Origin of the sequence: Paenibacillus aurantiacus, from assembly GCF_042431225.1 — a bacterium.
GTDB classification, from domain to species: domain Bacteria; phylum Bacillota; class Bacilli; order Paenibacillales; family Paenibacillaceae; genus Paenibacillus_Z; species Paenibacillus_Z aurantiacus.
In genome coordinates this window covers 88,862-110,799 of the sequence record NZ_JBHMDO010000055.1, presented here as the reverse complement: position 1 = coordinate 110,799, position 21,938 = coordinate 88,862, and the positions used below count along the sequence as shown (strand labels likewise).

The following is a 21,938-nucleotide window of genomic DNA, read 5'->3' as shown; positions in this document are numbered from 1 at the left end:
CGCTCCCGCTACCAACCGATCACCGAGCCGTCGCTGCGCGGGTCGGCGGCGCCGCTGATGACGCCGTCCTCGCCGATCGCGATGCCCTGCGACTGTCCCGTCCGCCCATCCCAGGCATCCAACACCTCGACCTGGTGGCCCATCGCCCGCAGCCGCTCCGCCGTCTCTTCGCCGCACCGGCTCTCGAGCTTCAGCGTGTCGCTGTCCTCGCCCCACGTGCGACCGTAAATCCAGCGAGGCAGCCCGATCGCCTCCTGGATCGTAAGACCGTAATCGAGCACGCCGGTGACGACGGACAGCTGCGTCTGCGGCTGGCCTTCCCCGCCCTGCGTGCCGTAGAGCAAGCACGGCTTGCCACCGCGCGCGACCATGGCCGGCATGAGCGTATGGAAGGAGCGCTTGCGCGGGGCCAGCACGTTCGGCGACAGCGGATCGAGGCTGAAGAACGATCCCCGATTTTGCAGAAGAACGCCCGTATCTCCGGGCATGTACGCCGCGCCGAAGTCGAAATACAGGCTTTGGATGAACGAAACCGCATTGCCCTCTTCGTCCACCACGGCCGCATAAGCGGTATCCTGCCCCATCGCGTTCGAGAGGAACGGCGCCGGCGTCGGCCAAGCTTCGGCGATCTCGTCCCATAACCCGCGCGCGAAATCCTTCGATAATAGACGCCCCATCGGGATCGCGTAGTAATCGGGATCGGTCAGCACCGCGTCCCGCTCGCGGAACGCCTTCTTCACCGCCTCGGCCGCCAGATGGTAGAAATCGGCTGAATGGCGCGGAACGCGCGAGAGCTCCGTGTTCTCCAGCATATTCATCATGAGCAGCAGGGAGAAGCCTTGCGAATTCGGCGGCATCTGGTACAGCTCATACCCCCGGTAGGACACGGACAGCGGCGTGACCCACTCACCTGCATGCTCGTGGAAATCCGCAGCGCGCAGCAGGCCGCCAGCTCGCTCAATCTCCTCCGCCATGCGCGCCGTGAAGTCGCTCGCGTAGAACGCGTCACGTCCGCCGCTCTGCACGAGGCGAAGCGTCGCCGCCAGCTCCGGCTGGAGCAGCCGCTCCCCTTCACCGAGTAATTCGCCGTCCCCCGTCACGTACAGCCGGGCAAGCGGCGGGTGCGCGCGAATGAGTCCTTCGTCCTTCACGATCCACTCCCTCAGATGCCGCGATACCGGGAACCCCTTCTCCGCGTAATCGATGGCCGGCGCGAGCAGATCCGCCCACGGCAGCTTGCCGTACCGGCTCCACACGCTCCACCAGGCATCGACCATGCCCGGCACCGTAATGGCGCTCTCGGCCCCGCGCTTAGGAATGCCGGTCATGCCGCGCGACGTATAATACTCGACGCGAGCCAGTCCCGCGGACCGGCCGCTGCCGTTATAACCTTCGAACTGCCTCGTATCCGCATGATAGGACATGAAGAACGCGTCGCCGCCAAGTCCCGTCATATGCGGATACACGACGGCCAGCGCCGCGCTGATCGCCACAGCCGCATCGAAAGCATTCCCGCCCTGCCGCAGCACCTGCGCGCCCACCGAACTGGCCAAATAATGAGGCGTCGCTACCATGGCCCCGTACACTTTCGGCATCCTATTTTGCATATGGTCCCCTCCTGAGGCGAGCGGCAGCGGCGCACGCCGCATGCTTAACGCTGAATAAGTGCTCTCATTGTAGTGCGTCAAGGTTCGGACCAGCAACCGCACGGGGACCTTTTTGTCAGTTATTCTAACGTCAATTCGTTATTTTGTTCTCCGTGCACACGAACATCGCGAAGGCGGGCATCGCCGAACATCTGGAGGAAACGGATAAGGCCACCTCCGATTGCACATATTAGGGCGTGGAACGAAGTCCACGAAGAGGAGCTTGCCCATGAAAAAACTACTGCTCGCGGCGCTGCTGACTTTCGGCTCGGCCGCCGCGTTACCGGCCGCATCCGGCGTCGCCCTCGCGGCGGATACGGACACGTATACCGTCAAGCCCGGCGATACGATGTGGTATATCTCCGTCCGGTACCAAATCGGCTTGTCGGAGATCATTCAGGCCAACCCGCAAATCCCGAATCCGGCGCTCATCTACCCTGGCCAGAAGCTGACGATCCCGCTGCTCACCGCGACCAAATCGGTCGAGGCGCAGGTCGCCAAGCTCGTCAACGCCGAGCGCGCCAAAGCCGGATTGAACCCGCTCTCGCTGAATTGGCAGCTCTCCCGGGTCGCCCGCTTCAAATCCGAGGATATGCGCGATAAAGTCTACTTCTCGCACAACTCGCCGACATACGGCTCCCCGTTCGATATGATGAAGGCGTTCCGCATCGGCTATTCCTACGCCGGGGAGAACATCGCGGCCGGCCAGGCGACAGCGCAGGCGGTCATGACGTCCTGGATGAACAGCCCGGGGCACAGAGCAAACATTCTCAGCCCGAATTTCACCGAGATCGGCGTCGGCTACTGCACCGGCGGCAGCATGCGCGTGTATTGGACGCAAATGTTCATCAAACCGTAAACGCCGCAGCTCGCATGAACAATCGAGTAGTGGGCGCGGCTGGAATCAGATGGCTTTCGCTCGCTCATCATTGCCGAAGGAAGCCGCATTGGACCGAAAATGGCAAATGGCGTTACAGAGATAAGACCCTGTAACGCCATTTTTTCGTAAAGAGGAGGCCTGTTTGCAAGTTAGAAGATTTTCATCAACCCTTTTTGAGACGACCCCTCCCTAGAACTCTCTTTTCCGCTATTCGACACGAATTTGTGCAGCCCTCACGTGAGCCGGAAGACTCTCGTACTCGCCCAGTTCCTTTATGATGGGATAAATCTCCCGAAGCGCTTGATTGCTTAGTTTGCCGATGGTCGAAAATTTGACCATGTCCTTCGCCGTTACGCCGGAGAATGTTCTGGCGAAATGGTTTGTAGGCAGCACGGCGGTAATCCCGATCCCGTAATTGGCAGCCGAGAACGGCGTGTCCGGGCCGATCAAAATCTCGCCGGCATTATGAATCAGCTCTACAAATCGCGCTTCGTTCTGTTCGCTGCACACGACCATCAGATGCTCCGGGGCAAACCAATTGATAAACTCGGCAGCCTGCTCCAGACTGGCCGTCACGACGATGGCGCCTTTGCCGGCGGAATCGAATACGGATTGCAAATATTGACGTCTCACGCCGTCGATTTCGTCGATACATTGCCACAGAGCCGCTTCCACCCGCTCCGCGAAACGGGCCGAAGTGGTGACCAGCACAGACGTCGAATCCGGGCCATGTTCGGCTTCATTAATCAAATCATGCGCGGTGCGCCATGGATCGGCGGTTTCATCGGCAAACACGACACATTCTGTCGGACCGATTCCTAATACGCTCTTCTTGCCAAAGGTCATGGCCACCCCCATGGAGGCGGCTATTCCGCCAGGTCCAGGGCCGAAAATCCCGTCGACCTCCGGGATCGACGCCGTCCCTTGCGCAAACCCGGCGATCACCGACACGCCGTTCCCGACAACGAACAGATCGGCGCCGGCAAGCTTGGCCGCTGCAATGGTGCCAGGATCGCCGTACGAATCTTGAAGCGGCGGCATGCCTACGACGATTTTTTTTACGCCTGCCGCTTTGGCCGCGGCCACTAGCATGATGGCGGTAGACACCAGCGGACCCTTCCGGGCCGGAATCCACAATCCAACAGCATCCAATGGATGGACATGCTCGCCAATAATCGTACCCGGTCTTATTTCTTGCGTCCACGATTGCGGGATCTTGGCCAAATTGACTTCCCGTACATTATGTATGGCCCGATCGATTGCTGCGCGCAGGTCTGGTGCAAGCGAATCGATACATTCTTGGACAAACGCGTCGGCAAGCACAATCGTATCGAGCGAGACCTGATCAAACTGCTGCGTAAAACGCTTCACAGCCTCATCGCCGTTTAAGCCGACTTCGTTGAATATCGCCAGAATGTCGTTCATCAGCTCACGGTTAAACAACGTTTTGTGCTTCTGGAAACGCTGAATCAGCGCTTCTTGCTGTTCCGGCAAACGATAGGTAATAGTTTGACTTCTCATCTTCATTCTCCAATCCCGGAAAAATCAATAGCATGTACCATATTACTTTTTTAGTATATTATAGAAGTCCTTATTATTTCAGTAAAGTTATTCTTACCGGATGTGAACGGCGTCATCAAGGGAAGGTCCGAATAGAACAGAAGATTCGAAAATAGGCTCCTCGCATTCCTCCGCCCCTGCATTTACTTCATCCTAGCTACACGGGGCTGGCCTCTCCTATGACCGGACTTTCACCGGCAAGAAGATGTGTGCCTCTGGGCACGCCACCCCCGAGATAACACCTATGCTAGGCGTACACGCAAAAAAACGGTCAGACAGGCTGTGCACCTGTCTGACCGTTTTTTACGTTATATGCGAACGGAGCGTCTAGCCATCCACTCATCGGTTAGTAAGCGTTGACGCCCAGCGCGTTGATCGTCTCTTCAATAAAGAACGGCTCGTCGTCCGGCGTGCGCGACGTAATCCAGTTGCGGTCGACGACGACCTGCTTGTCGATGAACCGCGCCCCGGCGTCGTTCAGCTCCGCGTGCAGCTCCGGGTAAGCGGTAATGTTACGCCCTTGGATGAGCCCCGCTTTCTCGAGGAGCAGCGGCCCGTGGCAGATCGCCGCAATCGTGATGCCCTGCTTGTCCGCCTCGCGGACGAAATCCAGCACCCGCTCATCGTTCATCAGCTTCTCCGGCGAATGCCCACCCGGAATAATGAGCGCCGAATAATCATCGGCCTTCGCCTCTCCGATGCCCAAATGGGACGTATAGGCGGTGCCGTTTTTCCCCTTCAACTCGGTATTCTTCTCCAGCCCGATAATAACGGCTTCATGGCCGTTCTTCGTGATGGCCTCGTATGGATTCTTCATCTCGGAATCTTCGAAATCATGCGCTAGCAGAAATGCGACCTTCTTCGGCTGCCCTGTCATGCGGTCCACTTCCTTTCGTCAATCTCAAAAGTTAGCGCCCTACTGTCAGGCTGCTTATGCTGTATTACCACATCCGCTCGGCGGGGAAACAGTTTTTCTTGACAAATTTTTGAAAATCTAGCGCGCAAGTCTAAATCTTTCTAGCAATCTATGATACAATGTACTTTCCTACTAGCCGTCCTGAAACAAAACCAGCCTAGATTCGTCTAAAGAACAGGCAGGAGGAGAGATGCAAGATGAATACCGAGTATCAAACCGCTCCGCACGCGATGATGGAGCGCAAAACCAAACGTAAGGCCGGCCCGTCGCCGCTCGCGTTTCTGCTTGTCTGGGTGCTGCTGATCGGCACCGGCATTCTGGGCGCGATCTGGTACACGGGCAAAATCAAAGCCGATATCGCCCATGACGTCGGCGCGCAGACGTCCAGCCAGATTACGACGATGCAGCAGCAGTACGACGCCAAGCTGACCGCGCTTACGACGCAGTACAAGGACGATTTGACCAAGCTGCAGGGCAAGGTCGATGCGCTCAACGAGCTGCTCCAGTTCTCCAAGGACAACATGAGCTCCAAGACGGACAACAGCAACAAGCTGTACACGCAGCTGAGCGACGTGAAGAAACAGCTGGATCAGCTGAAGAAAGAGCTGGATTTGCTGAAATGAACATTACCGTCAAGCAACTGAACCGGTTCGGCCTGCTCGTCACCGGCCCGTTCTTCGGGGTGCTGCTGTGGCTGATGCTCGCGCAGGTGTCCGTCACGCTGCCTGGCAGCGCGCACCCGTCCGCACCCGAAGGTCCGTCGGCCTTGGCGCCAGAGTCTACGCAGGCGCTCATCGGCTCGCTCGACACCGCGAAGCAAACCGCGATTCAGACGGCGCAGTCCATTAAGCGCACGGTGCAGCTATATACGAAAACGAACGAAAGCATGAATGCGATCGCCAAGACGACCGCCGCTCAAGCGGGCAGACCCGCGCTCATCTACGATCGGCGCATTACGCGCAAGATCGGCGCTCCGTCGAAGACGATACAATCCGGTAATATTACGGCGCAGCTATTCGCGATTCATGCCCAGAACTTCAACGGCTACGCGCTCAAAGTGAAGCTCAAGAGCCCCGAAGCGATGCGGATGGTGCTCGGCAAGGATAAGCTCGGCGGCGCGGAGACGACGCTCGCGGCGGTCCGGCGCTACAAAGCGATCGCCGGCGTCAACGCAGGCGGCTTCGCGGACAGCGGCAGCAAGCGCTACCCGCTCGGCACGACGATGGTGAACGGCGAATACGCCGGCAGCTTCGAGCCGACGCGCAAGGACTTGTTCTTCGTCGGGCTGAATGACGAGCTGAAGCTCGTCGGCGGCAAATTCGCCAGCCAGGCGCAGCTCGACCGGCTGCAGCCGAAGTTCGGGGCTTCTTTCGTCCCGGTGCTCATGAAGAACCGGGTCATCCAGCCAATCCCGGCCAAGTGGCAGACGAGCCCGTCTCGAGCGCCTCGCACGGTCATCGGCAATTATAAAGACAATCAGCTGCTGTTCCTCGTCGTCGATGGTTACAACGAGAACGGCGGCTCCGGCGCGACGCTGTTCGAAATGCAGCTGCTGCTCAGCCGCTTCGGGGTCATCGACGGCTACAACCTCGACGGCGGCGGCTCCTCGTCGCTCGTCTTCGACGGGCGGATCGTCAATCATCCATCGGACGGCCAGCTGCGGCTGCTGCCGACGCACTTTTTATTCTTCGACTAATCGAATCGGACGGCATACGAACAGCCGGTTGCCCGCGAGGGACAACCGGCTGTTTTTGTTTTGGCGAGTGCTGCGAGCGCCACGTAACGTCGACTCCCATTTTGTATTCGCGAGTGCTTGCTTGCGCCCCGTGCATTGTTCGCGCGACTGCGGCCTACTTCGCGCAATGGGGACGCAGACGGATGGCCCCAACATCTCGCCGAGCGGATTTCGCCCTTAGTCGAGTCTTAGCTCAAGCCCGCACTCCGCCATCACAATCTCCCCTTCGAACCCCGCCGCCGCTTCTTCCGCCAGCTTCGATAGCTCCCCGAAATGCGGCAGATGCGTCAGCACGAGCTTGCGCGCGCCTGCTTCCCTCGCAAGTCTGGCGACTTCGGCCGCATTCATGTGACCGTATTGCGCCGCTTCCATATCGGCATAGAAGGACGTCTCCGCGATCAACACGTCCGCCCCTTCGCAGTGCGGGATGAGCCGCTCGTCGAACGTCGTGTCGGCCGTATACACCAGCTTCCGCCCGCCCGATTCGAAGACCATGCCCAAGCAATAGACGCCGTGATAGGTCTTGAAGAAGGTCACCGTCAAGTCATCCAGCTTCAGCTTACGGCCGGCTCCGACCGGATAAACGACCGACCCTTTCATCGACTTGTACGCGATCTCCGATTCGGATTCGCCCGCGAAATAGATCGGCAAATTTCGCGCGCGCAGCGCGAGGTCCGATTCGATGAGACAGCCGTACTGCAGACAGCCGAGGTCGGCTGTATGATCGTAATGGCGGTGCGATATAAACGCCCCATCCAGCGCATGCAGCGGGATAAGCCGCTGCAGCGCGGACAGGACGCCGCTACCGCAATCGACCAAATAGCGTCGGCCTCCGCTCGTCTCGAGCAAATACCCAGCCGTCGCCTCTCCCGCCTTCGGAAAAGCACCCCAAGGTCCAAGTACCGTGACGTTCATCCTCATCTTCCGCCTCTCTATTTGAACTTCAACCGGATTCCCGTCCGCAATTGCGCGAGATCGCGTTCGCGCGCGAGCAGCAGCCGTTCCGCTTCGCCGGCGGTCGCCGCCTCGAACACGACCCAATCGCCCGGCTTCAACTGCGCCAGCAGAGGCAGATCCACGCTCGCGACTTGCGCGATGCGCGGATAGCCTCCCGTCGTCTGCCGGTCCGCCATCAGCACGATCGGGTTGCCGTCCGGCGGCACCTGCACCGTGCCGAAGGCGACGGCTTCGGAGAGCAGCTCCACCGACCGCCGAAGCGATAACCGGGCTCCGGACAGCCGATAGCCCATCCGGTCGGATTGCGGCGCGACCGCGAATGCTTCGCCGAAGAATGCCCGCACGCTCTCTTCGTCGAATAGCGCTTCGTGCGTCCCTGGCAGGACACGCACGATGGCGGTCACGGGACGCCGGGCGTCGCTTGCGCTTCCCGCAGCCAAGTGCTGCTCTCCGCCACTTCGCTCGCCGGACGGCGAACCCGTATCCGGGATCGCCAACCCCCGAGTACGCTCCGCCTGCGCATCGCCCGCCGCGCTTATAAACCGCTCCCACGGATGCAGCTCGGCGGCCGACCATGGCGATGCGACGAACGACCGACCGGTTGCAAGCGCTTGTCTATCATGCAATGCCATGCGGAAGCCAAGGCCCTCGGACGTACGGAGCGTAAGCCGGTCGCCCGCCTGCAGCGCCCGTCCTTCATAGCCGCCAAGCCCGGCCCGGATGTACGTGCTCCGGCTGCCCATGACTACCGGAACGCCCAGCCCCCCGGCGATGGCCACGTATGCCCGGCACCCCCGACGCGGTTGGCCGAACGCGAGCATGCTGCCCGCGCTTACGCATAGCGGGCGATTCATCGGCGCGGGCTCGCCGTCGATCGCCGGCGACAAGTCCCCGCCGGTGATCGCGATTAGCGCATCGCGCTCGAATACCAGCTGCGGACCAATCATCGTCGCCTCGAGTACCGCTTCCCACTCGTTGTTCCCTGTTAGCATATTCGCTATTCGCATGGCCAGCGTATCCATAGCGCCACCCGGCGTCATGCCGAATCGCTGCAACCCCGGCCGGCCCAGATCCTGCACCGTCGTCATCAGCCCTGGCCGGATGACCTGCACGCTCATGTCCGCACCTCCTCGCAGCGGTCGTACGCCTCTCGCGTCATCGGAGAGAACCGCACGCGGTCGCCTGCGCGCAGGAAGCTCGGAGCCGCCTCCTCCGGCCGAAACAGCCGGATCGGCGTGCGCCCGATAATGCGCCAGCCACCCGGCGTTGCAAGCGGGTAGACGCCCGTCTGTCCGCCGCCGATCGCGACGCTTCCCGCTGGTATCGCAAGCCTAGGCGTTGTCCGTCGGGGCGTGGCGATGCGCGCAGACAACCCGCCCAAATACGGAAATCCGGGCGCGAAGCCGATCATGTATACCGTGTAGTCGCCGGATGCATGAATCGCGATGACATCCTCTTCGGACAAGCCGTTATGCGACGCCACCTCGCCAAGATCCGGCCCCAGATCCCCGCCATAGCAGACGGGGATGTCGACGATTCGCGCCGCAGCATGCACCTCGTCCCCGCTCCCTTGAAGCCGCTCGGCCAAGCAGCGGCTGACATAACCGAAGCCACCGCCCGCTTCTCGCACGGCCGCCCCGAACTGCGCGTGCAGCGAGATTGGATCGTAATGCACCGTCAAGCTCGCGAACGACGGCACGATATCCGTCATGCCAGGAATGGGCGCGCGCTCCAGCCGACTCGCAAGACCGATCACCTTGCGGTGCACCGCCGGATCAATCGCCTCGCCGAACCGGACGATCGCCGCCGAATCGCCGAGCGGCTCCAGACGGATACCAGACGCTGCCAGATCGGCATTCTCCCGCTCCGTCAGCATCCGCCGCCCCCCGCCATCGCGATGCCGATCCCCGCCGATTCGAGCGCAGCACGAAGCTTCGTCGCATACCCAAGCGCGCCAGGCGTATCGCCGTGGATGCAAATCGTGTCCGCTTGGACGTCGAGCACCGTTCCTTGACGGGTGACGACGCTGCAACCTGTGGCCATCCGAACCGCCTGCTCGCACGCTTCCTCCGCATCATGAATCACCGCTTCCGCCAGGCGTCTGGGCGTCAGCGAGCCATCCGCTTCGTAGCGCCGGTCCGCGAACACCTCGTTCACCGCGCGAAGGCCGAGCCGCTCCGCCGCCCGGGTCAGCTCGCTGCCTGCGAGCCCGAACAGCATCAGCTCCGGATCCATCCGGTAGACCGCTTCTGCAATGCCCTCCGCTATGGCCGCATCCGCTGCCGCCATATTATACAAGGCACCATGCGGCTTCACATGACGCAGCACCCCGCCTTCGGATTTCACGAACGCCCATAACGCGCCGATCTGGTAGAGCGTTAATTCATAAGCCTCCTGGGCCGCGATGCGCATGGCGCGCCGGCCGAAGCCCGCCAAATCCTGCAAGCCCGGATGCGCGCCGATGCCGACGCCGTGCCGCAGCGCAAGTCGGACCGTCGCCCGCATGACCGCGGGGTCTCCGGCGTGGAATCCGCATGCGATATTCGCGGACGTAATATAGGGCATGATTTCCGCGTCCATGCCGATTCGGTATGCGCCGAAGCTTTCGCCCAGGTCGCAGTTCATGTCCACCGTTCTCGCTGCCATCGGTTCGCGGCACCTCCTTTTTCCTGTCCCTATCATACTAAACAATGCCCAAAGCGAGAAGGGAAGCGTGCGCCGAGGGTGACACGATTACCTGCGGCCGCTGCACAGCAAAGGATGTCAGATAATCTACCGCCGCGTAGGCGAATTTACATTCCGATAACATTTTTTGTCTAACATTTCCGGCCAAGCCCTCGTATAATAAAAGAACATTCATCCTTCATTCGCCCATTGGAGATGCCCTATGCCCATAATTCGATATACGCGTTACGTCGTTGTACCGATGTTCACGGTCATTATCGCCATTTCTTCAAACGTATTGGGCAAGAGCGCTTCGGAGCCGCTCCTCTTCGTCTCCGCCGCGCTTTTCCTTGGGCTCGTCCTGGCTGAGAAGCGGATTCCGTACGCCTGTTTCCTGCAGTCGCTCGCGCTGCTGCTCTTCCATTGGAACAGCCAATTGAACTGGACCCAGATTCTGTACTATCTCTTGACGGTGCTCGCGGTGCTGGATTACCCGAAACGAGGGTATACCTTCAACGTCTCGCTGTTCTATGCGCTTGGCTACACCGCCGTTCGGCTCTCCTACCAACCGCACACGATGTATAACCTGCTCGTCTCGTTCTACGACATCGTCTCGTTCGTCATGCTGATCTTGCTTATGCGCTACTTGTTCGCCGCCGAGCGGGAGAAGCGCCAGCTGCGCCAACGCAACGACTACCTGTCTACGCACGATCCGCTTACGGGATTGCTGAATTATGAGGGCTGGATGCAGGCCATGCGCGAGCTGACCGCCCGCCAAGACGAGCGCTATACGCTGCTGCTGCTGGATTTGCAAGGCTTTCGCAGCATCGGGACAATCGACAACAAGCAAGAGATTTTGCCTGCCTTCTCGCAGGCGCTGGAGGCGAATTTCGCGCATGCCAGCCTCATTGCCCGCTATGCGGGAGACCGGTTCGCGCTGTTCATCCAGCAGTCCGCGCAGCCGCTGGTCGCCATCAGGCAGGTGCTCGAGTCGAACCGGCTCGGCTACGAGGTGATCTACAGCTTCGCGGTCTTCCCCGATGAAGCTTCCCGGATGCAGGAGCTCGTCAACGCGGCGGAAGAGCGGCTGTTCCAGAAGAAGCGGCAGCGATGGCTGAAGAACGAGGAAGACTTCTTCCGCTCGGAGAAGCTGCGAGCGGTTGGGGAGCTGGCCGCCGGGATGGCGCACGAAATCCGCAATCCGCTGACGACGCTGCGGGGATTCATCGACCTCTCCCGCTCCCACGGCTACAACATTGAGCGGTGGTTCGATGTGATTACGCAAGAGATTACGCGCATGAGCGAGCTGACCGGCGAATTTCTGCAGTTCTCCAAGCCGCACATCAGCAACATGCGCCTGGAGCCGATCGCCGCCTGCATCGATCGTGTGCGCCATTTGACCGAATCGTCCGTCACCTCCAAAGGGCATACGCTGGACGTGGAGCCGGTCGACGACCGCGTGCTCATCTTCATGGACCGGGACAAAATCGTGCAGGTGCTGCTGAACCTGGTTCGCAACGCAATCGAAGCGATGGACGAGCCCGGCCATATCGGCGTCCGCACGCGCATCTCGCCAGGCGAGGTCACGATCGAGATCGAAGACACCGGGTGCGGCATCTCCAATGCCGACGCGGTCAAAATATTCGATCCGTTCTACACGACGAAGGAACGCGGCACCGGCCTTGGCCTCTCGATCTGCCGCAAAATCATCGAGGACCACGGCGGCAGCTTAACGGTGCGGAGTAAGCTGGGCGTCGGAACGGTGTTTACGGTGGAGCTGCCGAGGGGGCATGGGGAGTAAGGATATTATCCCACTCGCCTTGGTTTGTATAAATTCGCAAGGTATGCTATAATGAGAGCACGATATTAACGAGTCGGCAGATTCACATATTGCGAAAGGTTATCCGAGTTGTGTTACCTTTTGCGGCATGTGAATCTTTTTTTGTTTTCCGCTTTCGTTTTGGCAAGAAGAGAGGGGTAGCTCATGTATTACCGCAAAAGACCGATCGAAGATCTGCCGCATGAAGAGACCGCCATCTGGACCTGCATGACCGAGGGATGCGTCGGATGGATACGGGACGAATTCGCGTTCGCCACTTCGCCCACCTGTCATCTCTGTTCAAACACCATGGCCGCCAGCGTCAAATTGCTCCCCTCGCTCGTGAACACGAACAAGGATATGAAAGCACTAAAGAAAGGCACGCCCATTACTTGACTCGGCATGCCTCCTTTGCCACCGACACCCGGATAACGGGTGTTTTCTTTTTTCGAACGCTACTTCGTCTCGCCCTTCTCCAGCCTGCTCTTCAGCAGCCCGATCACCGGGGACATGTATTTGCCGAACGGCAATCCGAGTTTGCCGTAATTGTCCGCAAGCGAGATCAGCTCATGCATCAAAAAGCCGTATAACACACCGGCCATGACGGAGTCGAGGTCGAACGCAAGGTCGATTCGATGCGCAAACCAAACCGCGCCCGCCATCAGTACCTTTTTCAACAGTCCCCAGCCTCTCAGCCGCTTGACCCGCCGGCGATGCCCTATGAGAGATACAGCCATCCCCGTCACATATTCGAATGCCATAGCGAGAAAGAAAATTTCCAGCAGCCCGCTCCAGCCTCCGTAGAGGTACGATGCCGAAGCACCCGTAAATCCGACGATGCCGTTAAGAAGCCATTGCATGCCATACAACCTCCTTATTTGGGTACATGGTTAGGAAAAGCGACAGTCGGCGCAAATCGCCTTCGTCCGGATTCGACCGCCGCCTACTGCCTCTCCTCCTCGACACCATCATCGTAGCACGGCAAGTCCGCTCATAACGGTCATGTTGCGGCCGGCATACGGCCAACTTGCGGTCGTCTCGCCTTGATCGATCCCGAGCGACGCCATGATTGCCAAAGAGGCACGCTCGTCATGAGCATGCCTTCGAACTTGTCGTATTCACTTGTCGCCACACACCCTCTTCACTCCGCCATCAATTTCCCGTAAGCCGCCAGCGCCTCCTGCTTCCATCTGCGAAACGTACGCTCCGAGATTCCAAGCTCCATCGCGTTCGCTACAGCCGTCTTGCCTTCAATATACTGCAACCGTAGCAACCGGCCGTAGTCCGGCTTGAATTCCTCCAACACTTCGAGCCCCCATTCAATTTGCTTCTTCCGCTGCTCCAGATGCTGTAGTTCGCCGAGCCGTTCGATGATCGCGTCGAAGCCATCCAGCTTTCCCGCCCTCGCTTCGATCACCTTTTCGATTGCGCCCCTCAGCTCCTGAAGCATCCGCTCGTCCTCTTCATCACGTCCTCTCGCCTTGCTTACCTCGGCAAGCTGGCTCTTCGTGCCCGCCGGATAGCGGGTCAAATATGCATGTGCCACCGTCTCCAGCTTCTGCTCATGCTTGGATAAATACATATAACTTGGCAGCTTGCGAAGCTGGGCGTGAAGCTGCTGCAAATGATCATCCTGATTTACGGCGCTTAAGTAAATGCCGGAACCAACCGGGTATTTCGCCAGCATTTTCATCCGGGCTACGATCGTTTTATAACTAGACAGCTGTTCGATGGCACGCTTGTTGCACATAGCGTCATCCCTCCATCTTCATGAGATCCGGATTGTAATTCGGATGCGTCAATCGCTGCCGCGCTCCTGGAGGAAGCCCGCTTTCGCAAGTGCGGTGCGCCTGCTTGTCCATTCCACGCTGAAATCCTGCGCCATGCTGATGTTCATAGCTCAAGGACATTGGGAAGCTTACCGAGCAACCAGATGCCCACGAATAGATAGTATTCTATTTGGATACTTATATCAAGGGTACTTACGATCCAAAAAGGCGGATTCTAGTCGCGCTAGTAGATATAAATCGCATTTCCCTCCTACTTTCGTGCTATTTCTGATCATTGTCGCTAATCCGTTTGTTTTCTATCCAAATAGATGATAAATTATAACTACTAGTTGGAATGAAAGGCGGATACCATGCATCCCTCACACGATCGCATCCGGATCACCCGGCGCGTCAAAGACTTGACCGGGGCCGAGGTAGCGGAGAAGCTCGGCATCTCGACCCAGTATTACTACAATATTGAGCGCGGCCGCCGGAAATTGAGCGCTGGTCATGCCGTGAAGCTCGCGGAGCTGTTCGGCGTCTCGCTGGATTACCTGCTCGGCCAGTCCATTCCGGCACAACCCGAGGATAACCACCAGCCGCTCGGCATGTCGATCAGCGAGCTGACCGACCAGGCGCAAGCTGGCCACGATGCGATCGAAGCGCCTGGCCTTGCCGCACTCTCCGGCACCCATACGACCTCGTTGCGTGCCGCAGCAGAGTCTCCAGGTACGGAAGGTCGCGCCTCGCAACCCGCCATCGACGTTGCGGAACCCATGCCGGGACGGACAGGCAACGAGAAGCGTCATGCGGTTGCCGATCGCCTCATCCAAGCCGACGACGCTCTGGAGACGATCGCGGCTCACCATGAGGGCGAAGATTGGACAGAAGAAGAATTAGAGGAGATCCGAAGGTTCAAGGAATTCATTCGATCGAAACGAAACCGCAGGGGGTGATGGGCTGTGGGCTATGAATCACTGCTGCGAGCCGCGGAACGGGAAGGCGTCGACGTGTACGAACGAACGATGCGCCCCGCCATCAAAGGTCTCTATGGCGACAACGTGATCTGGATTAACCGCTTCCTTCCAACGACGGCCGAGAAAGGCTGCGTCCTGGCAGAGGAGCTCGGGCATTACCATACGACCAGCGGCGACATCCTGGATCAGCAGCAGCTCGAGAACCGCCGGCAGGAGAAGCGCGCCCGCAACTGGGCCTACGAGAAGCTCGTCCCGCTTTCCGGCATCGTGCGCGCCTACCAGGCCGGCGTGAAGGGAAGATTCGAACTCGCGGAACACCTCGACGTCATCGAGGATTTTCTGGAGCAGGCTATCAAGCATTATCGGGAGAAACATGGCCGGCTGGCGGTGTTCGAAGGGAAATATATTATTTATTTCGACCCGCTCGGCGTAGCGGAGATGTTCGAGTAGGCGGATGTTGAGTACGGGTTGAGCGGTGCAACACAATAAGACGGCATGCGTGCTTCCAATGGAAGCCTGCATGCCGTCTTTATTTCCTCATCGCGAAGCGCGAAGACTTTCAACGAGAGGAATTGAACAATGGGATTTAAGCAAAGTGAGTATGCTTCGTCTTCCATTGCTCCAGCTTAATGCCAAGCCAGAACGAATAGATACCCAACGTAATGATGCTAAGCGCCCACCATCTATAATTAGTTCATTAGATTCACTCCAGCAGTCGGACCCTTTTTCCTTCAATATACGATACTGCTTAGTTTTACGATTACCAGGAATCGCAATGGTTGGAGCATACTTACGTTCTTGTCGCGATTCCTGAATATGTGCGAATGCGATTCTCGATCGCCTACTAACAAAGTTCAGCGTTTGATCAGTAAAATAGATAAACAAATGAAAACCTTGCTCCGCAAGGTTTTCATTTGTTTTAAAGCTATAATGCGATGGTCAGAAGATGACAGGTACCGCGCGCTGGTGGTATATTATGTTACTAATAGTGGCAACAAATTACATAGGGGGAAACACATGAGTTTATCAATGTGGTTTATCATTGGAATTATCTTTTTGAGTGCACTTGCTGGTGCACTAGAGAAGCCAACACGTAAGAAGAGAAGAGCAAAGAAAAAATCTTCCGTGAAAGCTAAATCCTCAAGAAGCTCCAATTCAAAAAAGATAACACCAATCAAGAAATTAAATACAAGCAGATCCTCTAAGACATGCAGACCTGACGAAATTATCTTGTCCAGCCCTCTACATGAAATTAACGGGGTTGAGTTCGAGAGATTGTTGGCAATGTACTTCAGAGACCAGGGTTATGTCGTTCATGAAGTAGGCGTTGGCGGTAATGATGGCGGGGTCGATCTAGTAATAATCGACAAACGAGGTGAAAAGACCGCTGTGCAAGCTAAATGTTATGCCGACCACAATACAGTTAATGTCCAGACGGTCCGCGAGTTAGTCGCTGCTAAGCGTAATCATGACTGCATCTTATCATTGCTTGTTACGACTTCGGATTTAACAGGGCCTGCAAAAAAAGAAGCCGATATTTTTAAGGTCGAGTATTGGCATGGCGGTGTCGTTGAGGACAAACTCAAAAGATGGCCCAAGTGGTAGCCTGTAAAAAACAGAAAAGCTCGATAAACAACCTTTACTGAACACTTCGTGAGCACCAAACGTGGCCACAAACAGACAAGCTTAAGTATTAAATATCCATCCCAATTGATAGACAAGAAAAAACCCTTGCTCCGCAAGGGTTTCAATCGTCTAAAGCTATAATGCGGTCGGCGAGAGTCGAACTCGCACGGGTTGCCCCGCCACCCCCTCAAGATGGTGTGTCTGCCATTCCACCACGACCGCGAATATGAAAAGTGAGCCATGTAGGACTCGAACCTACGACACCCTGATTAAAAGTCAGGTGCTCTACCAACTGAGCTAATGGCTCGCAAATGGTGACCCGTAGGGGATTCGAACCCCTGTTACCTCCGTGAAAGGGAGGTGTCTTAACCCCTTGACCAACGGGCCTCGCAACACAAATCTAGCATCGCTTGCAACAAGCGACTTTTAGATAATAGCATTTTGCAGCTTAACGCGCAAGACTTTTTTCATAAAATGTCGAACGCTGTAGCGTAATGGTCATACACGCTTATATGACGCTAATTGACGCTATGCAGATCTCGAAATCGCAGCCCCGCCTCCTCTCCCCTGCTCCAACCTCCCCCCCTTCCCATGACCAAACAAAAAAGGACCGTCCGAAGACGATCCTTGTCATTGCAATGGTGGCGGAGAAGGAGGGATTCGAACCCTCGCACCACTTACGCAGTCTAACCCCTTAGCAGAGGGTCCCCTTGAGCCACTTGGGTACTTCTCCATGAATGGCTCCCCGAACAGGACTCGAACCTGTGACAACTCGATTAACAGTCGAGTGCTCTACCAACTGAGCTATCAGGGAACGTTGGCATTATTATGCAGTGACAAGTAATAATTTAACATGTTGTTTTCGTGAAGTCAAGTTCTTGAAGCAACAATTTGCCTCTGCATCTGCCGCAGGCGTACCGTCTCGGATCCACCCGTCTGCGGCGCAAATACTCCATCCCGCAGTTTTTGCACAGCAGCTTGTATTTATATGGCGCCGGCTTCCGATTGGCCCGCTCCGGCAGCGATTGGCAAAAGCGCGAACCGCCTACTTGCGCAAGCAGCTGCTTGAAATCCGCGTCGCGATGCTGGAAGCCCCGTCCGAGCAAATGCAGATGGTAGTGACATAGCTCGTGCTTGATGATCTTCTCCGTCTCTTCTTCGCCGTATGCGGCCAGCTGATGCGGACTGATCTCGATATTGTGGGATTTCATAAAATATCGTCCTCCTGTCGCCTTCAGCCGTCCGTTGAACGACGCCCGATGACGGAAGGGTCGTCCGAAATCGCGAAGCGATACCCGCTCCACCCATTGCTGCAGCATGTCGTCTGTCATGGTAATCTCCAATCCGCGGCTGCGCCGGAGGCGGCTGCCGCTTTCTTTCCTACTTGAATTTTAAAGGACGAATACGCTACACTGTCAAGTAGTATGGATGTGTCCGAGGGGAGAACAATGTTTATGCCACAAATGCGTTTTATTATTCTAAGCGGCGCGGAAGGCGTCTCGTTCGTGGAAATGCCGGCTTCCCACGCTTATCAGCTTAGCGCCTTGAATCTTCGCCTGCACAAAGAAGTCGATAAGCTGACGGCGGCTAACGTGCCCGCGCTGCCTTACGCGATCGCGGAATGCGACAATGTCGACTTGCACGACAAATCGCTGACGATCCATTCGGGACTCGATTACATAAATGAGCTCGAGAAGAGCTTCTCCGCCATCGAGGAGAAATCGTATCCGCTCATCTCGCTGCTGACCGAGATCCGCGCGCTCCAGGCGCAGCTTGAGCAGTGGTACGAAGAGGAAATGGAAGGCTAGACAAGCCCCGCCCGCCTCAATCGCCGCGCAGCTTGCCGTGGGACCTGCACGGACCTCCGCCAATGCCCATATGCTAAGAGTACGACGGCAGACGGGAAGGAGGCGATGCGTATGCCGCAATGGCTGTGCAACCAACTGATGCGGGCATTTCTCAAAAAAGACCGGCGGCAAATCCGGCTGTTAAATGACTGCTGGTACTTCTATCGGACGAAACAACGTCCGGATGACGATAGCGTCGAGCTGCAGCAACCTTGAGGAGCGGCTCTTTCGCGGACGCGGCACCGCATGTACGGACGCATCTGCGCCCAGCGCTGCCTCAACTAACTGGCCATACCTCGATAACAACAAAGCCCTGACGCATGCCGTCAGGGCTTTGTTGCTGCGCTTTATGCGCCGGCAGGCGGTTGCCAACGCGGAGAGCAGGCGTCGCCATATCGACGGCTGGAGAATCGGATGGTTCGACGCTGTCTGGTCTGGTGCATCAGTCAAATGTATGCCACCGAGGGCTACGACCATCCCTTCATCCGATCAGCCAACAGCGTTATCTCCGCCTTTTTGTGCCTCTCCCTGCGATACCTGCCTGCCCGGCTAATTCCCTCTTCGCTACTCCGGCTTGCGCATCGTCAAGCTGACGCGCCCCTTCTTCAGGTCGACGCTCAGCACCCAGACCGTAACGTTGTCGCCGACCGAGACGACGTCCATCGGGTGCTTAACGAACTTGTTGCTCAGCTGCGAAATATGGACGAGCCCGTCGTTCTTGATGCCGATGTCGACGAACGCGCCGAAGTCGATGACGTTGCGCACGGTGCCGTGCAGCTCCATGCCCGGCTTCAGATCCTCGATGTCGAGCACGTCGGTGCTGAAAATCGGTGGCGGCAGCTCCTCGCGCGGGTCGCGGCCCGGGCGCAGCAGGCTATCCACGATGTCGCGCAGCGTCGGCGCGCCGACGCCAAGCTTCGCGGCCATCTCGTCGGCGTTCAGCGCCGCGAGCTCGCTCTTGAACGACTCGGTACCAAGATCCGCCAGCTTCAAGCCGAGCGCCTTCACCAGCTTGTCCACGACGTCGTACGACTCCGGATGGATCGGCGTCCGATCGAGCTGGTTGGCGCTCTCCGGCACGCGGATGAAGCCGATGCACTGCTCGTACGTCTTCGCGCCAAGCCGCGGCACGCTCTTCAGCGCTTTGCGATCCGAGAACTTGCCGTTCTCTTCCCGGTACTTGACGATATTCTTCGCGGTCGTCGCATTAATGCCAGCCACGTACGAGAGCAGCGACGGCGAGGCCGTATTCACGTCGACGCCGACATGGTTGACCGCGGACTCCACGACGCCGCCCAAGCTCTCCTCCAGCCGCTTCTGGCTGACGTCATGCTGGTATTGGCCGACGCCGATCGCCTTCGGTTCGATCTTCACGAGCTCCGCAAGCGGGTCCTGCAGGCGACGCGCGATCGAGACCGCGCTCCGCTCGGCGACGTCGAGGGACGGGAACTCTTCGGCTGCCAGCTTGGAGGCCGAGTAGACGCTGGCGCCAGCTTCGTTCACGATAATGTACTTGAGCCCGAGCTCCTTATCCTTGCCCGCGGACTTGCGTCCGGCGATCAGCCTGGCGATGAACTGCTCGGTCTCGCGGGAAGCCGTGCCGTTGCCGATGACGATCAGCTCGACCTTATACTTATCGATCAAGCCGTTAATGAGCTTCTCCGCTTCGGCGACCTTGTTGTTCGGCGGCGTCGGATAAGAGACGGCCACCTCGAGCAGCTTGCCGGTCTCGTCGATGACGGCCAGCTTGCAGCCGGTCCGGAATGCCGGATCGACGCCGAGCACGACGTTGCCGCGTACCGGCGGCTGGAGCAGCAGATTGCGCAGGTTCGCCGAGAAGATGGAGATCGCGTGCTCCTCCGCCTTATCCGTCAGCTCCCCGCGCACCTCGCGCTCGATGGATGGCGCGATGAGTCGCTTGTAAGCATCTTCGATCGTCGCGAGCAAAATCTCCTTGATCGGCTGCGGCGTCCCGCCGCGAATTGTCTGACGGTCGATATAGTCGCGAATACGCTCGGCCTGCACGTCCAACGCGACGCGCAGCACTTCCTCGCGCTCCCCGCGGTTAATGGCCAGCGTCCGGTGCGGCGGCAGACGCTTCACCGGCTCCTGGTAGCTGTAGTACATTTCATAGACCGATTCCTGGTCCTTGTCCTTCGCCTCGGTGCGCAGAATGCCGTTATCGAACGTGAATTTGCGCACCCACGCGCGAATCTTGGCATCGTCGGCGAGCTGCTCCGCGATAATGTCCATCGCGCCCTGCAGCGCCTCCTCCGGCGTCGCGACGCCCTTGTCGGCATCGACGTAACGCGCCGCCTCCCGCTGCGGGTCGCCCTGCCGCGGCTGGGACAGCAGCCACTGCGCGAGCGGCTCCAGCCCGCGCTCCTTCGCCACGCTCGCCCGCGTCTTCCGCTTCTGGCGATAGGGCCGGTACAGATCTTCCACCTCTTGCAGCTTCGCCGAAGCGACAATCGACGCTTTCAATTCATCCGTCAGCTTCCCCTGCTCGTCAATTAGGCGGATAACCTCGCGTTTGCGAAGCTCCAGATTCCGCATATATTGCAGCTTCTCTTCGATCGAGCGAAGCTCGTTCTCGTCCAGCTCGCCGGTCATCTCCTTGCGATAACGGGCTATGAACGGTATCGTATTGCCTTCATCCAGCAGCCCGACGGCCGCTTTGATCTTCGTCAGCGGCAAGCTCAGCTCAGCCGCGATCCGCTTCATGATCCGCTCCTGCTCTGCCGCTTTCTCCTCGGGCGTCAGCTCGGTCTTGCCGATGCCGTTATCCAGCTCTTCTTCCTTCGCGCGTTGCTTCGTCTCTGCCAATGATCCAAGCCTCCATCACAAGATTACATCCCGTCTTCTTACCCTCTACTTAAGGAGAAACCCCTACGCCCGGCTTAAGCCGGAACGTAAGGGTTGTTCGCCATTTCGAATCCGATCGTCGTCTGCGGGCCGTGTCCCGGATAGACGCGCGTGTTCGGGTTCAGCTTGTACAGCTTACCGCGGATCGAGTCGTACAAGTCGCGCTCGCGGCCGCCCGGCAGATCCGTACGCCCGACCGATTGACGGAACAGCACGTCCCCGCTGATCAGATGCTCGCCGCAGACCAAGCTTACGCTGCCCGGCGAGTGACCCGGCGTATGCAGCACCTCGAACGAGTGACCGATCAACGTCAGCTTCTGTCCGTCCGCCAGCGCGTGTTCAGCCGGCTCCGTCGTCAGCGGACCGGTAACGTCCGGCCAACGCGTCGAACCATTCTTCTTCGCATCCGTCAGCCAGTCCGCCTCCAGATCGTGCAGATAGACAGGACACTTCAGCGCCTTGCGCGCCTCGTCCACGCCGCCCATATGGTCGAAATGCGCGTGCGTAAGCACGATCGCCTCGATCGTCAAGCCAAGCGTCGCGATCCGGTCCAGCAATCGCTTCGGCCCCATGCCGGGATCGACGACGAAGCCGCGCGTGCCGGTTTCTTCGATTACCAAATAACAATTCGTCTGCAAAGGTCCAAGGGAGAACGTTTCGATTTTCAGCGTCATATC

At 58.2% G+C, this 21,938-nt stretch carries 21 protein-coding genes, 5 tRNA genes and 2 pseudogenes; 11 read left to right on the top strand and 17 right to left on the bottom strand.

Translation table 11 applies throughout. From position 1 onward, the window contains the following. Nucleotides 1–8 precede the first annotated feature (8 nt). Nucleotides 9–1,607, bottom strand: a complete 1,599-nt coding sequence (gene ggt / locus ACFFSY_RS34370; RefSeq protein WP_377503007.1) for a gamma-glutamyltransferase — start codon at nt 1,605–1,607, stop codon at nt 9–11. A gap of 268 nt (nt 1,608–1,875) precedes the next feature. Between ggt and safA the strand changes: the two genes are divergently transcribed. After that, nucleotides 1,876–2,505: a SafA/ExsA family spore coat assembly protein gene (gene safA / locus ACFFSY_RS34365; protein ID WP_377503005.1), complete on the top strand. Its 630-nt coding sequence runs from the start codon at nt 1,876–1,878 to the stop codon at nt 2,503–2,505. Nucleotides 2,506–2,733: 228 nt separating this feature from the next. Here the strand turns inward: safA and hisD are convergent, their stop codons facing one another. Both hisD and ACFFSY_RS34355 read right to left on the bottom strand, forming a co-directional pair. Further along, nucleotides 2,734–4,047 carry a histidinol dehydrogenase gene (hisD, locus tag ACFFSY_RS34360; RefSeq protein ID WP_377503004.1) on the bottom strand — a complete coding sequence of 438 codons (1,314 nt, stop codon included), beginning with the start codon at nt 4,045–4,047 and terminating at the stop codon, nt 2,734–2,736. Nucleotides 4,048–4,432: 385 nt separating this feature from the next. Continuing rightward, nucleotides 4,433–4,963, bottom strand: a complete 531-nt coding sequence (locus ACFFSY_RS34355; protein ID WP_377503003.1) for a type 1 glutamine amidotransferase domain-containing protein — start codon at nt 4,961–4,963, stop codon at nt 4,433–4,435. Between the two features lie 236 nt (nt 4,964–5,199). On the opposite strand from ACFFSY_RS34355, the gene ACFFSY_RS34350 reads away from it, so the two are divergent. After that, nucleotides 5,200–5,625: a coiled-coil domain-containing protein gene (locus ACFFSY_RS34350; protein WP_377503002.1), complete on the top strand. Its 426-nt coding sequence runs from the start codon at nt 5,200–5,202 to the stop codon at nt 5,623–5,625. Continuing rightward, nucleotides 5,622–6,698 (top strand): phosphodiester glycosidase family protein, encoded by a 1,077-nt coding sequence (locus tag ACFFSY_RS34345; protein ID WP_377503001.1) that lies wholly within the window; start codon nt 5,622–5,624, stop codon nt 6,696–6,698. The genes ACFFSY_RS34350 and ACFFSY_RS34345 overlap by 4 nt, the downstream gene beginning before the upstream one ends. A 216-nt stretch (nt 6,699–6,914) precedes the next feature. Here the strand turns inward: ACFFSY_RS34345 and ACFFSY_RS34340 are convergent, their stop codons facing one another. The 4 genes from ACFFSY_RS34340 to ACFFSY_RS34325 are packed head-to-tail and all read right to left on the bottom strand — an operon-like array spanning nt 6,915 to nt 10,340. Next, entirely contained in the window at nt 6,915–7,652 is a 738-nt protein-coding gene (locus tag ACFFSY_RS34340) for an MBL fold metallo-hydrolase (RefSeq protein ID WP_377502999.1), read from the bottom strand. Between the two features lie 17 nt (nt 7,653–7,669). Next, nucleotides 7,670–8,812, bottom strand: a complete 1,143-nt coding sequence (locus ACFFSY_RS34335; protein WP_377502998.1) for a 5-oxoprolinase subunit C family protein — start codon at nt 8,810–8,812, stop codon at nt 7,670–7,672. Continuing rightward, on the bottom strand, nt 8,809–9,570 hold the full coding sequence (gene pxpB, locus ACFFSY_RS34330; RefSeq protein WP_377502996.1) for a 5-oxoprolinase subunit PxpB: 762 nt from the start codon (nt 9,568–9,570) through the stop codon (nt 8,809–8,811). The genes ACFFSY_RS34335 and pxpB overlap by 4 nt, the downstream gene beginning before the upstream one ends. Then, nucleotides 9,564–10,340 carry a 5-oxoprolinase subunit PxpA gene (locus ACFFSY_RS34325; protein ID WP_377502994.1) on the bottom strand — a complete coding sequence of 259 codons (777 nt, stop codon included), beginning with the start codon at nt 10,338–10,340 and terminating at the stop codon, nt 9,564–9,566. Before ACFFSY_RS34325 ends, pxpB begins: the two co-directional genes overlap by 7 nt. Before the next feature lie 241 nt (nt 10,341–10,581). Between ACFFSY_RS34325 and ACFFSY_RS34320 the strand changes: the two genes are divergently transcribed. Next, complete coding sequence (locus ACFFSY_RS34320; protein ID WP_377502992.1) at nt 10,582–12,159, top strand: sensor histidine kinase; 1,578 nt, start codon at nt 10,582–10,584, stop codon at nt 12,157–12,159. 183 nt (nt 12,160–12,342) lie between these two features. Next, nucleotides 12,343–12,573, top strand: coding sequence for a cold-shock protein (locus ACFFSY_RS34315; RefSeq protein ID WP_377502990.1), 231 nt, complete (start codon nt 12,343–12,345; stop codon nt 12,571–12,573). A gap of 59 nt (nt 12,574–12,632) precedes the next feature. Here ACFFSY_RS34315 and ACFFSY_RS34310 read toward each other — a convergent pair whose 3' ends face one another. Continuing rightward, nucleotides 12,633–13,037, bottom strand: coding sequence for a phage holin family protein (locus tag ACFFSY_RS34310; protein ID WP_377502988.1), 405 nt, complete (start codon nt 13,035–13,037; stop codon nt 12,633–12,635). Nucleotides 13,038–13,318: 281 nt separating this feature from the next. Further along, on the bottom strand, nt 13,319–13,927 hold the full coding sequence (locus tag ACFFSY_RS34305) for an RNA polymerase subunit sigma-24 (protein WP_377502986.1): 609 nt from the start codon (nt 13,925–13,927) through the stop codon (nt 13,319–13,321). A 390-nt stretch (nt 13,928–14,317) separates the two neighbouring features. Here ACFFSY_RS34305 and ACFFSY_RS34300 point away from each other — a divergent pair. The 4 genes and pseudogenes from ACFFSY_RS34300 to ACFFSY_RS34285 all read left to right on the top strand — a co-directional run. Next, nucleotides 14,318–14,494: pseudogene (locus ACFFSY_RS34300) on the top strand (helix-turn-helix domain-containing protein); the annotation flags it as partial. Between the two features lie 297 nt (nt 14,495–14,791). Continuing rightward, nucleotides 14,792–14,902: pseudogene (locus ACFFSY_RS34295) on the top strand (helix-turn-helix domain-containing protein); the annotation flags it as partial. Between the two features lie 6 nt (nt 14,903–14,908). Continuing rightward, nucleotides 14,909–15,373, top strand: coding sequence for an ImmA/IrrE family metallo-endopeptidase (locus ACFFSY_RS34290; protein ID WP_377502984.1), 465 nt, complete (start codon nt 14,909–14,911; stop codon nt 15,371–15,373). Nucleotides 15,374–15,940: 567 nt separating this feature from the next. Continuing rightward, nucleotides 15,941–16,528 carry a restriction endonuclease gene (locus ACFFSY_RS34285; RefSeq protein ID WP_377502982.1) on the top strand — a complete coding sequence of 196 codons (588 nt, stop codon included), beginning with the start codon at nt 15,941–15,943 and terminating at the stop codon, nt 16,526–16,528. A gap of 162 nt (nt 16,529–16,690) precedes the next feature. Here the strand turns inward: ACFFSY_RS34285 and ACFFSY_RS34280 are convergent. The 6 genes from ACFFSY_RS34280 to ACFFSY_RS34255 form a co-directional block, all read right to left on the bottom strand. After that, a tRNA-Leu gene (locus ACFFSY_RS34280) sits at nt 16,691–16,771 on the bottom strand. Nucleotides 16,772–16,783: 12 nt separating this feature from the next. After that, nucleotides 16,784–16,856 (bottom strand) — tRNA-Lys (locus ACFFSY_RS34275). A gap of 5 nt (nt 16,857–16,861) precedes the next feature. Then, a tRNA-Glu gene (locus ACFFSY_RS34270) sits at nt 16,862–16,936 on the bottom strand. A 255-nt stretch (nt 16,937–17,191) separates the two neighbouring features. Beyond that, nucleotides 17,192–17,282, bottom strand: a tRNA-Ser gene (locus ACFFSY_RS34265). A 5-nt stretch (nt 17,283–17,287) separates the two neighbouring features. Beyond that, nucleotides 17,288–17,363: transfer RNA gene (locus tag ACFFSY_RS34260), tRNA-Asn, on the bottom strand. A gap of 34 nt (nt 17,364–17,397) precedes the next feature. Beyond that, a complete protein-coding gene (locus ACFFSY_RS34255; protein ID WP_377502980.1) occupies nt 17,398–17,880 on the bottom strand; it encodes a SprT family protein in 483 nt (160 codons plus the stop codon). A 123-nt stretch (nt 17,881–18,003) separates the two neighbouring features. On the opposite strand from ACFFSY_RS34255, the gene ACFFSY_RS34250 reads away from it, so the two are divergent. Both ACFFSY_RS34250 and cmpA read left to right on the top strand, forming a co-directional pair. Then, nucleotides 18,004–18,357, top strand: coding sequence for a hydrolase/acyltransferase (locus tag ACFFSY_RS34250; protein ID WP_377502978.1), 354 nt, complete (start codon nt 18,004–18,006; stop codon nt 18,355–18,357). 111 nt (nt 18,358–18,468) lie between these two features. After that, nucleotides 18,469–18,612, top strand: coding sequence for a cortex morphogenetic protein CmpA (cmpA, locus tag ACFFSY_RS34245; protein WP_148932675.1), 144 nt, complete (start codon nt 18,469–18,471; stop codon nt 18,610–18,612). Between the two features lie 348 nt (nt 18,613–18,960). Here the strand turns inward: cmpA and ACFFSY_RS34240 are convergent, their stop codons facing one another. Both ACFFSY_RS34240 and ACFFSY_RS34235 read right to left on the bottom strand, forming a co-directional pair. Then, nucleotides 18,961–21,120 carry a Tex family protein gene (locus tag ACFFSY_RS34240; RefSeq protein ID WP_377503049.1) on the bottom strand — a complete coding sequence of 720 codons (2,160 nt, stop codon included), beginning with the start codon at nt 21,118–21,120 and terminating at the stop codon, nt 18,961–18,963. 176 nt (nt 21,121–21,296) lie between these two features. Continuing rightward, entirely contained in the window at nt 21,297–21,935 is a 639-nt protein-coding gene (locus tag ACFFSY_RS34235) for an MBL fold metallo-hydrolase (RefSeq protein WP_377502976.1), read from the bottom strand. Nucleotides 21,936–21,938 lie beyond the last annotated feature (3 nt).

Bases quoted from the DNA above. Each gene is read 5' to 3' on its own strand.
- safA (WP_377503005.1), top strand. From the start codon at position 1,876: ATGAAAAAACTACTGCTCGCGGCGCTGCTGACTTTCGGCTCGGCCGCC.
- ACFFSY_RS34255 (WP_377502980.1), bottom strand. From the start codon at position 17,880: ATGACAGACGACATGCTGCAGCAATGGGTGGAGCGGGTATCGCTTCGC.
- ACFFSY_RS34320 (WP_377502992.1), top strand. From the start codon at position 10,582: ATGCCCATAATTCGATATACGCGTTACGTCGTTGTACCGATGTTCACG.
- ACFFSY_RS34325 (WP_377502994.1), bottom strand. From the start codon at position 10,340: ATGGCAGCGAGAACGGTGGACATGAACTGCGACCTGGGCGAAAGCTTC.
- ACFFSY_RS34235 (WP_377502976.1), bottom strand. From the start codon at position 21,935: ATGACGCTGAAAATCGAAACGTTCTCCCTTGGACCTTTGCAGACGAAT.
- ACFFSY_RS34350 (WP_377503002.1), top strand. From the start codon at position 5,200: ATGAATACCGAGTATCAAACCGCTCCGCACGCGATGATGGAGCGCAAA.
- ACFFSY_RS34240 (WP_377503049.1), bottom strand. From the start codon at position 21,120: ATGAAGCGGATCGCGGCTGAGCTGAGCTTGCCGCTGACGAAGATCAAA.
- ACFFSY_RS34335 (WP_377502998.1), bottom strand. From the start codon at position 8,812: ATGAGCGTGCAGGTCATCCGGCCAGGGCTGATGACGACGGTGCAGGAT.
- ACFFSY_RS34310 (WP_377502988.1), bottom strand. From the start codon at position 13,037: ATGCAATGGCTTCTTAACGGCATCGTCGGATTTACGGGTGCTTCGGCA.
- ACFFSY_RS34345 (WP_377503001.1), top strand. From the start codon at position 5,622: ATGAACATTACCGTCAAGCAACTGAACCGGTTCGGCCTGCTCGTCACC.
- hisD (WP_377503004.1), bottom strand. From the start codon at position 4,047: ATGAGAAGTCAAACTATTACCTATCGTTTGCCGGAACAGCAAGAAGCG.
- ACFFSY_RS34250 (WP_377502978.1), top strand. From the start codon at position 18,004: ATGCCACAAATGCGTTTTATTATTCTAAGCGGCGCGGAAGGCGTCTCG.
- cmpA (WP_148932675.1), top strand. From the start codon at position 18,469: ATGCCGCAATGGCTGTGCAACCAACTGATGCGGGCATTTCTCAAAAAA.
- ACFFSY_RS34285 (WP_377502982.1), top strand. From the start codon at position 15,941: ATGAGTTTATCAATGTGGTTTATCATTGGAATTATCTTTTTGAGTGCA.
- ACFFSY_RS34305 (WP_377502986.1), bottom strand. From the start codon at position 13,927: ATGTGCAACAAGCGTGCCATCGAACAGCTGTCTAGTTATAAAACGATC.
- pxpB (WP_377502996.1), bottom strand. From the start codon at position 9,570: ATGCTGACGGAGCGGGAGAATGCCGATCTGGCAGCGTCTGGTATCCGT.
- ACFFSY_RS34355 (WP_377503003.1), bottom strand. From the start codon at position 4,963: ATGACAGGGCAGCCGAAGAAGGTCGCATTTCTGCTAGCGCATGATTTC.
- ACFFSY_RS34340 (WP_377502999.1), bottom strand. From the start codon at position 7,652: ATGAACGTCACGGTACTTGGACCTTGGGGTGCTTTTCCGAAGGCGGGA.
- ACFFSY_RS34315 (WP_377502990.1), top strand. From the start codon at position 12,343: ATGTATTACCGCAAAAGACCGATCGAAGATCTGCCGCATGAAGAGACC.
- ggt (WP_377503007.1), bottom strand. From the start codon at position 1,607: ATGCAAAATAGGATGCCGAAAGTGTACGGGGCCATGGTAGCGACGCCT.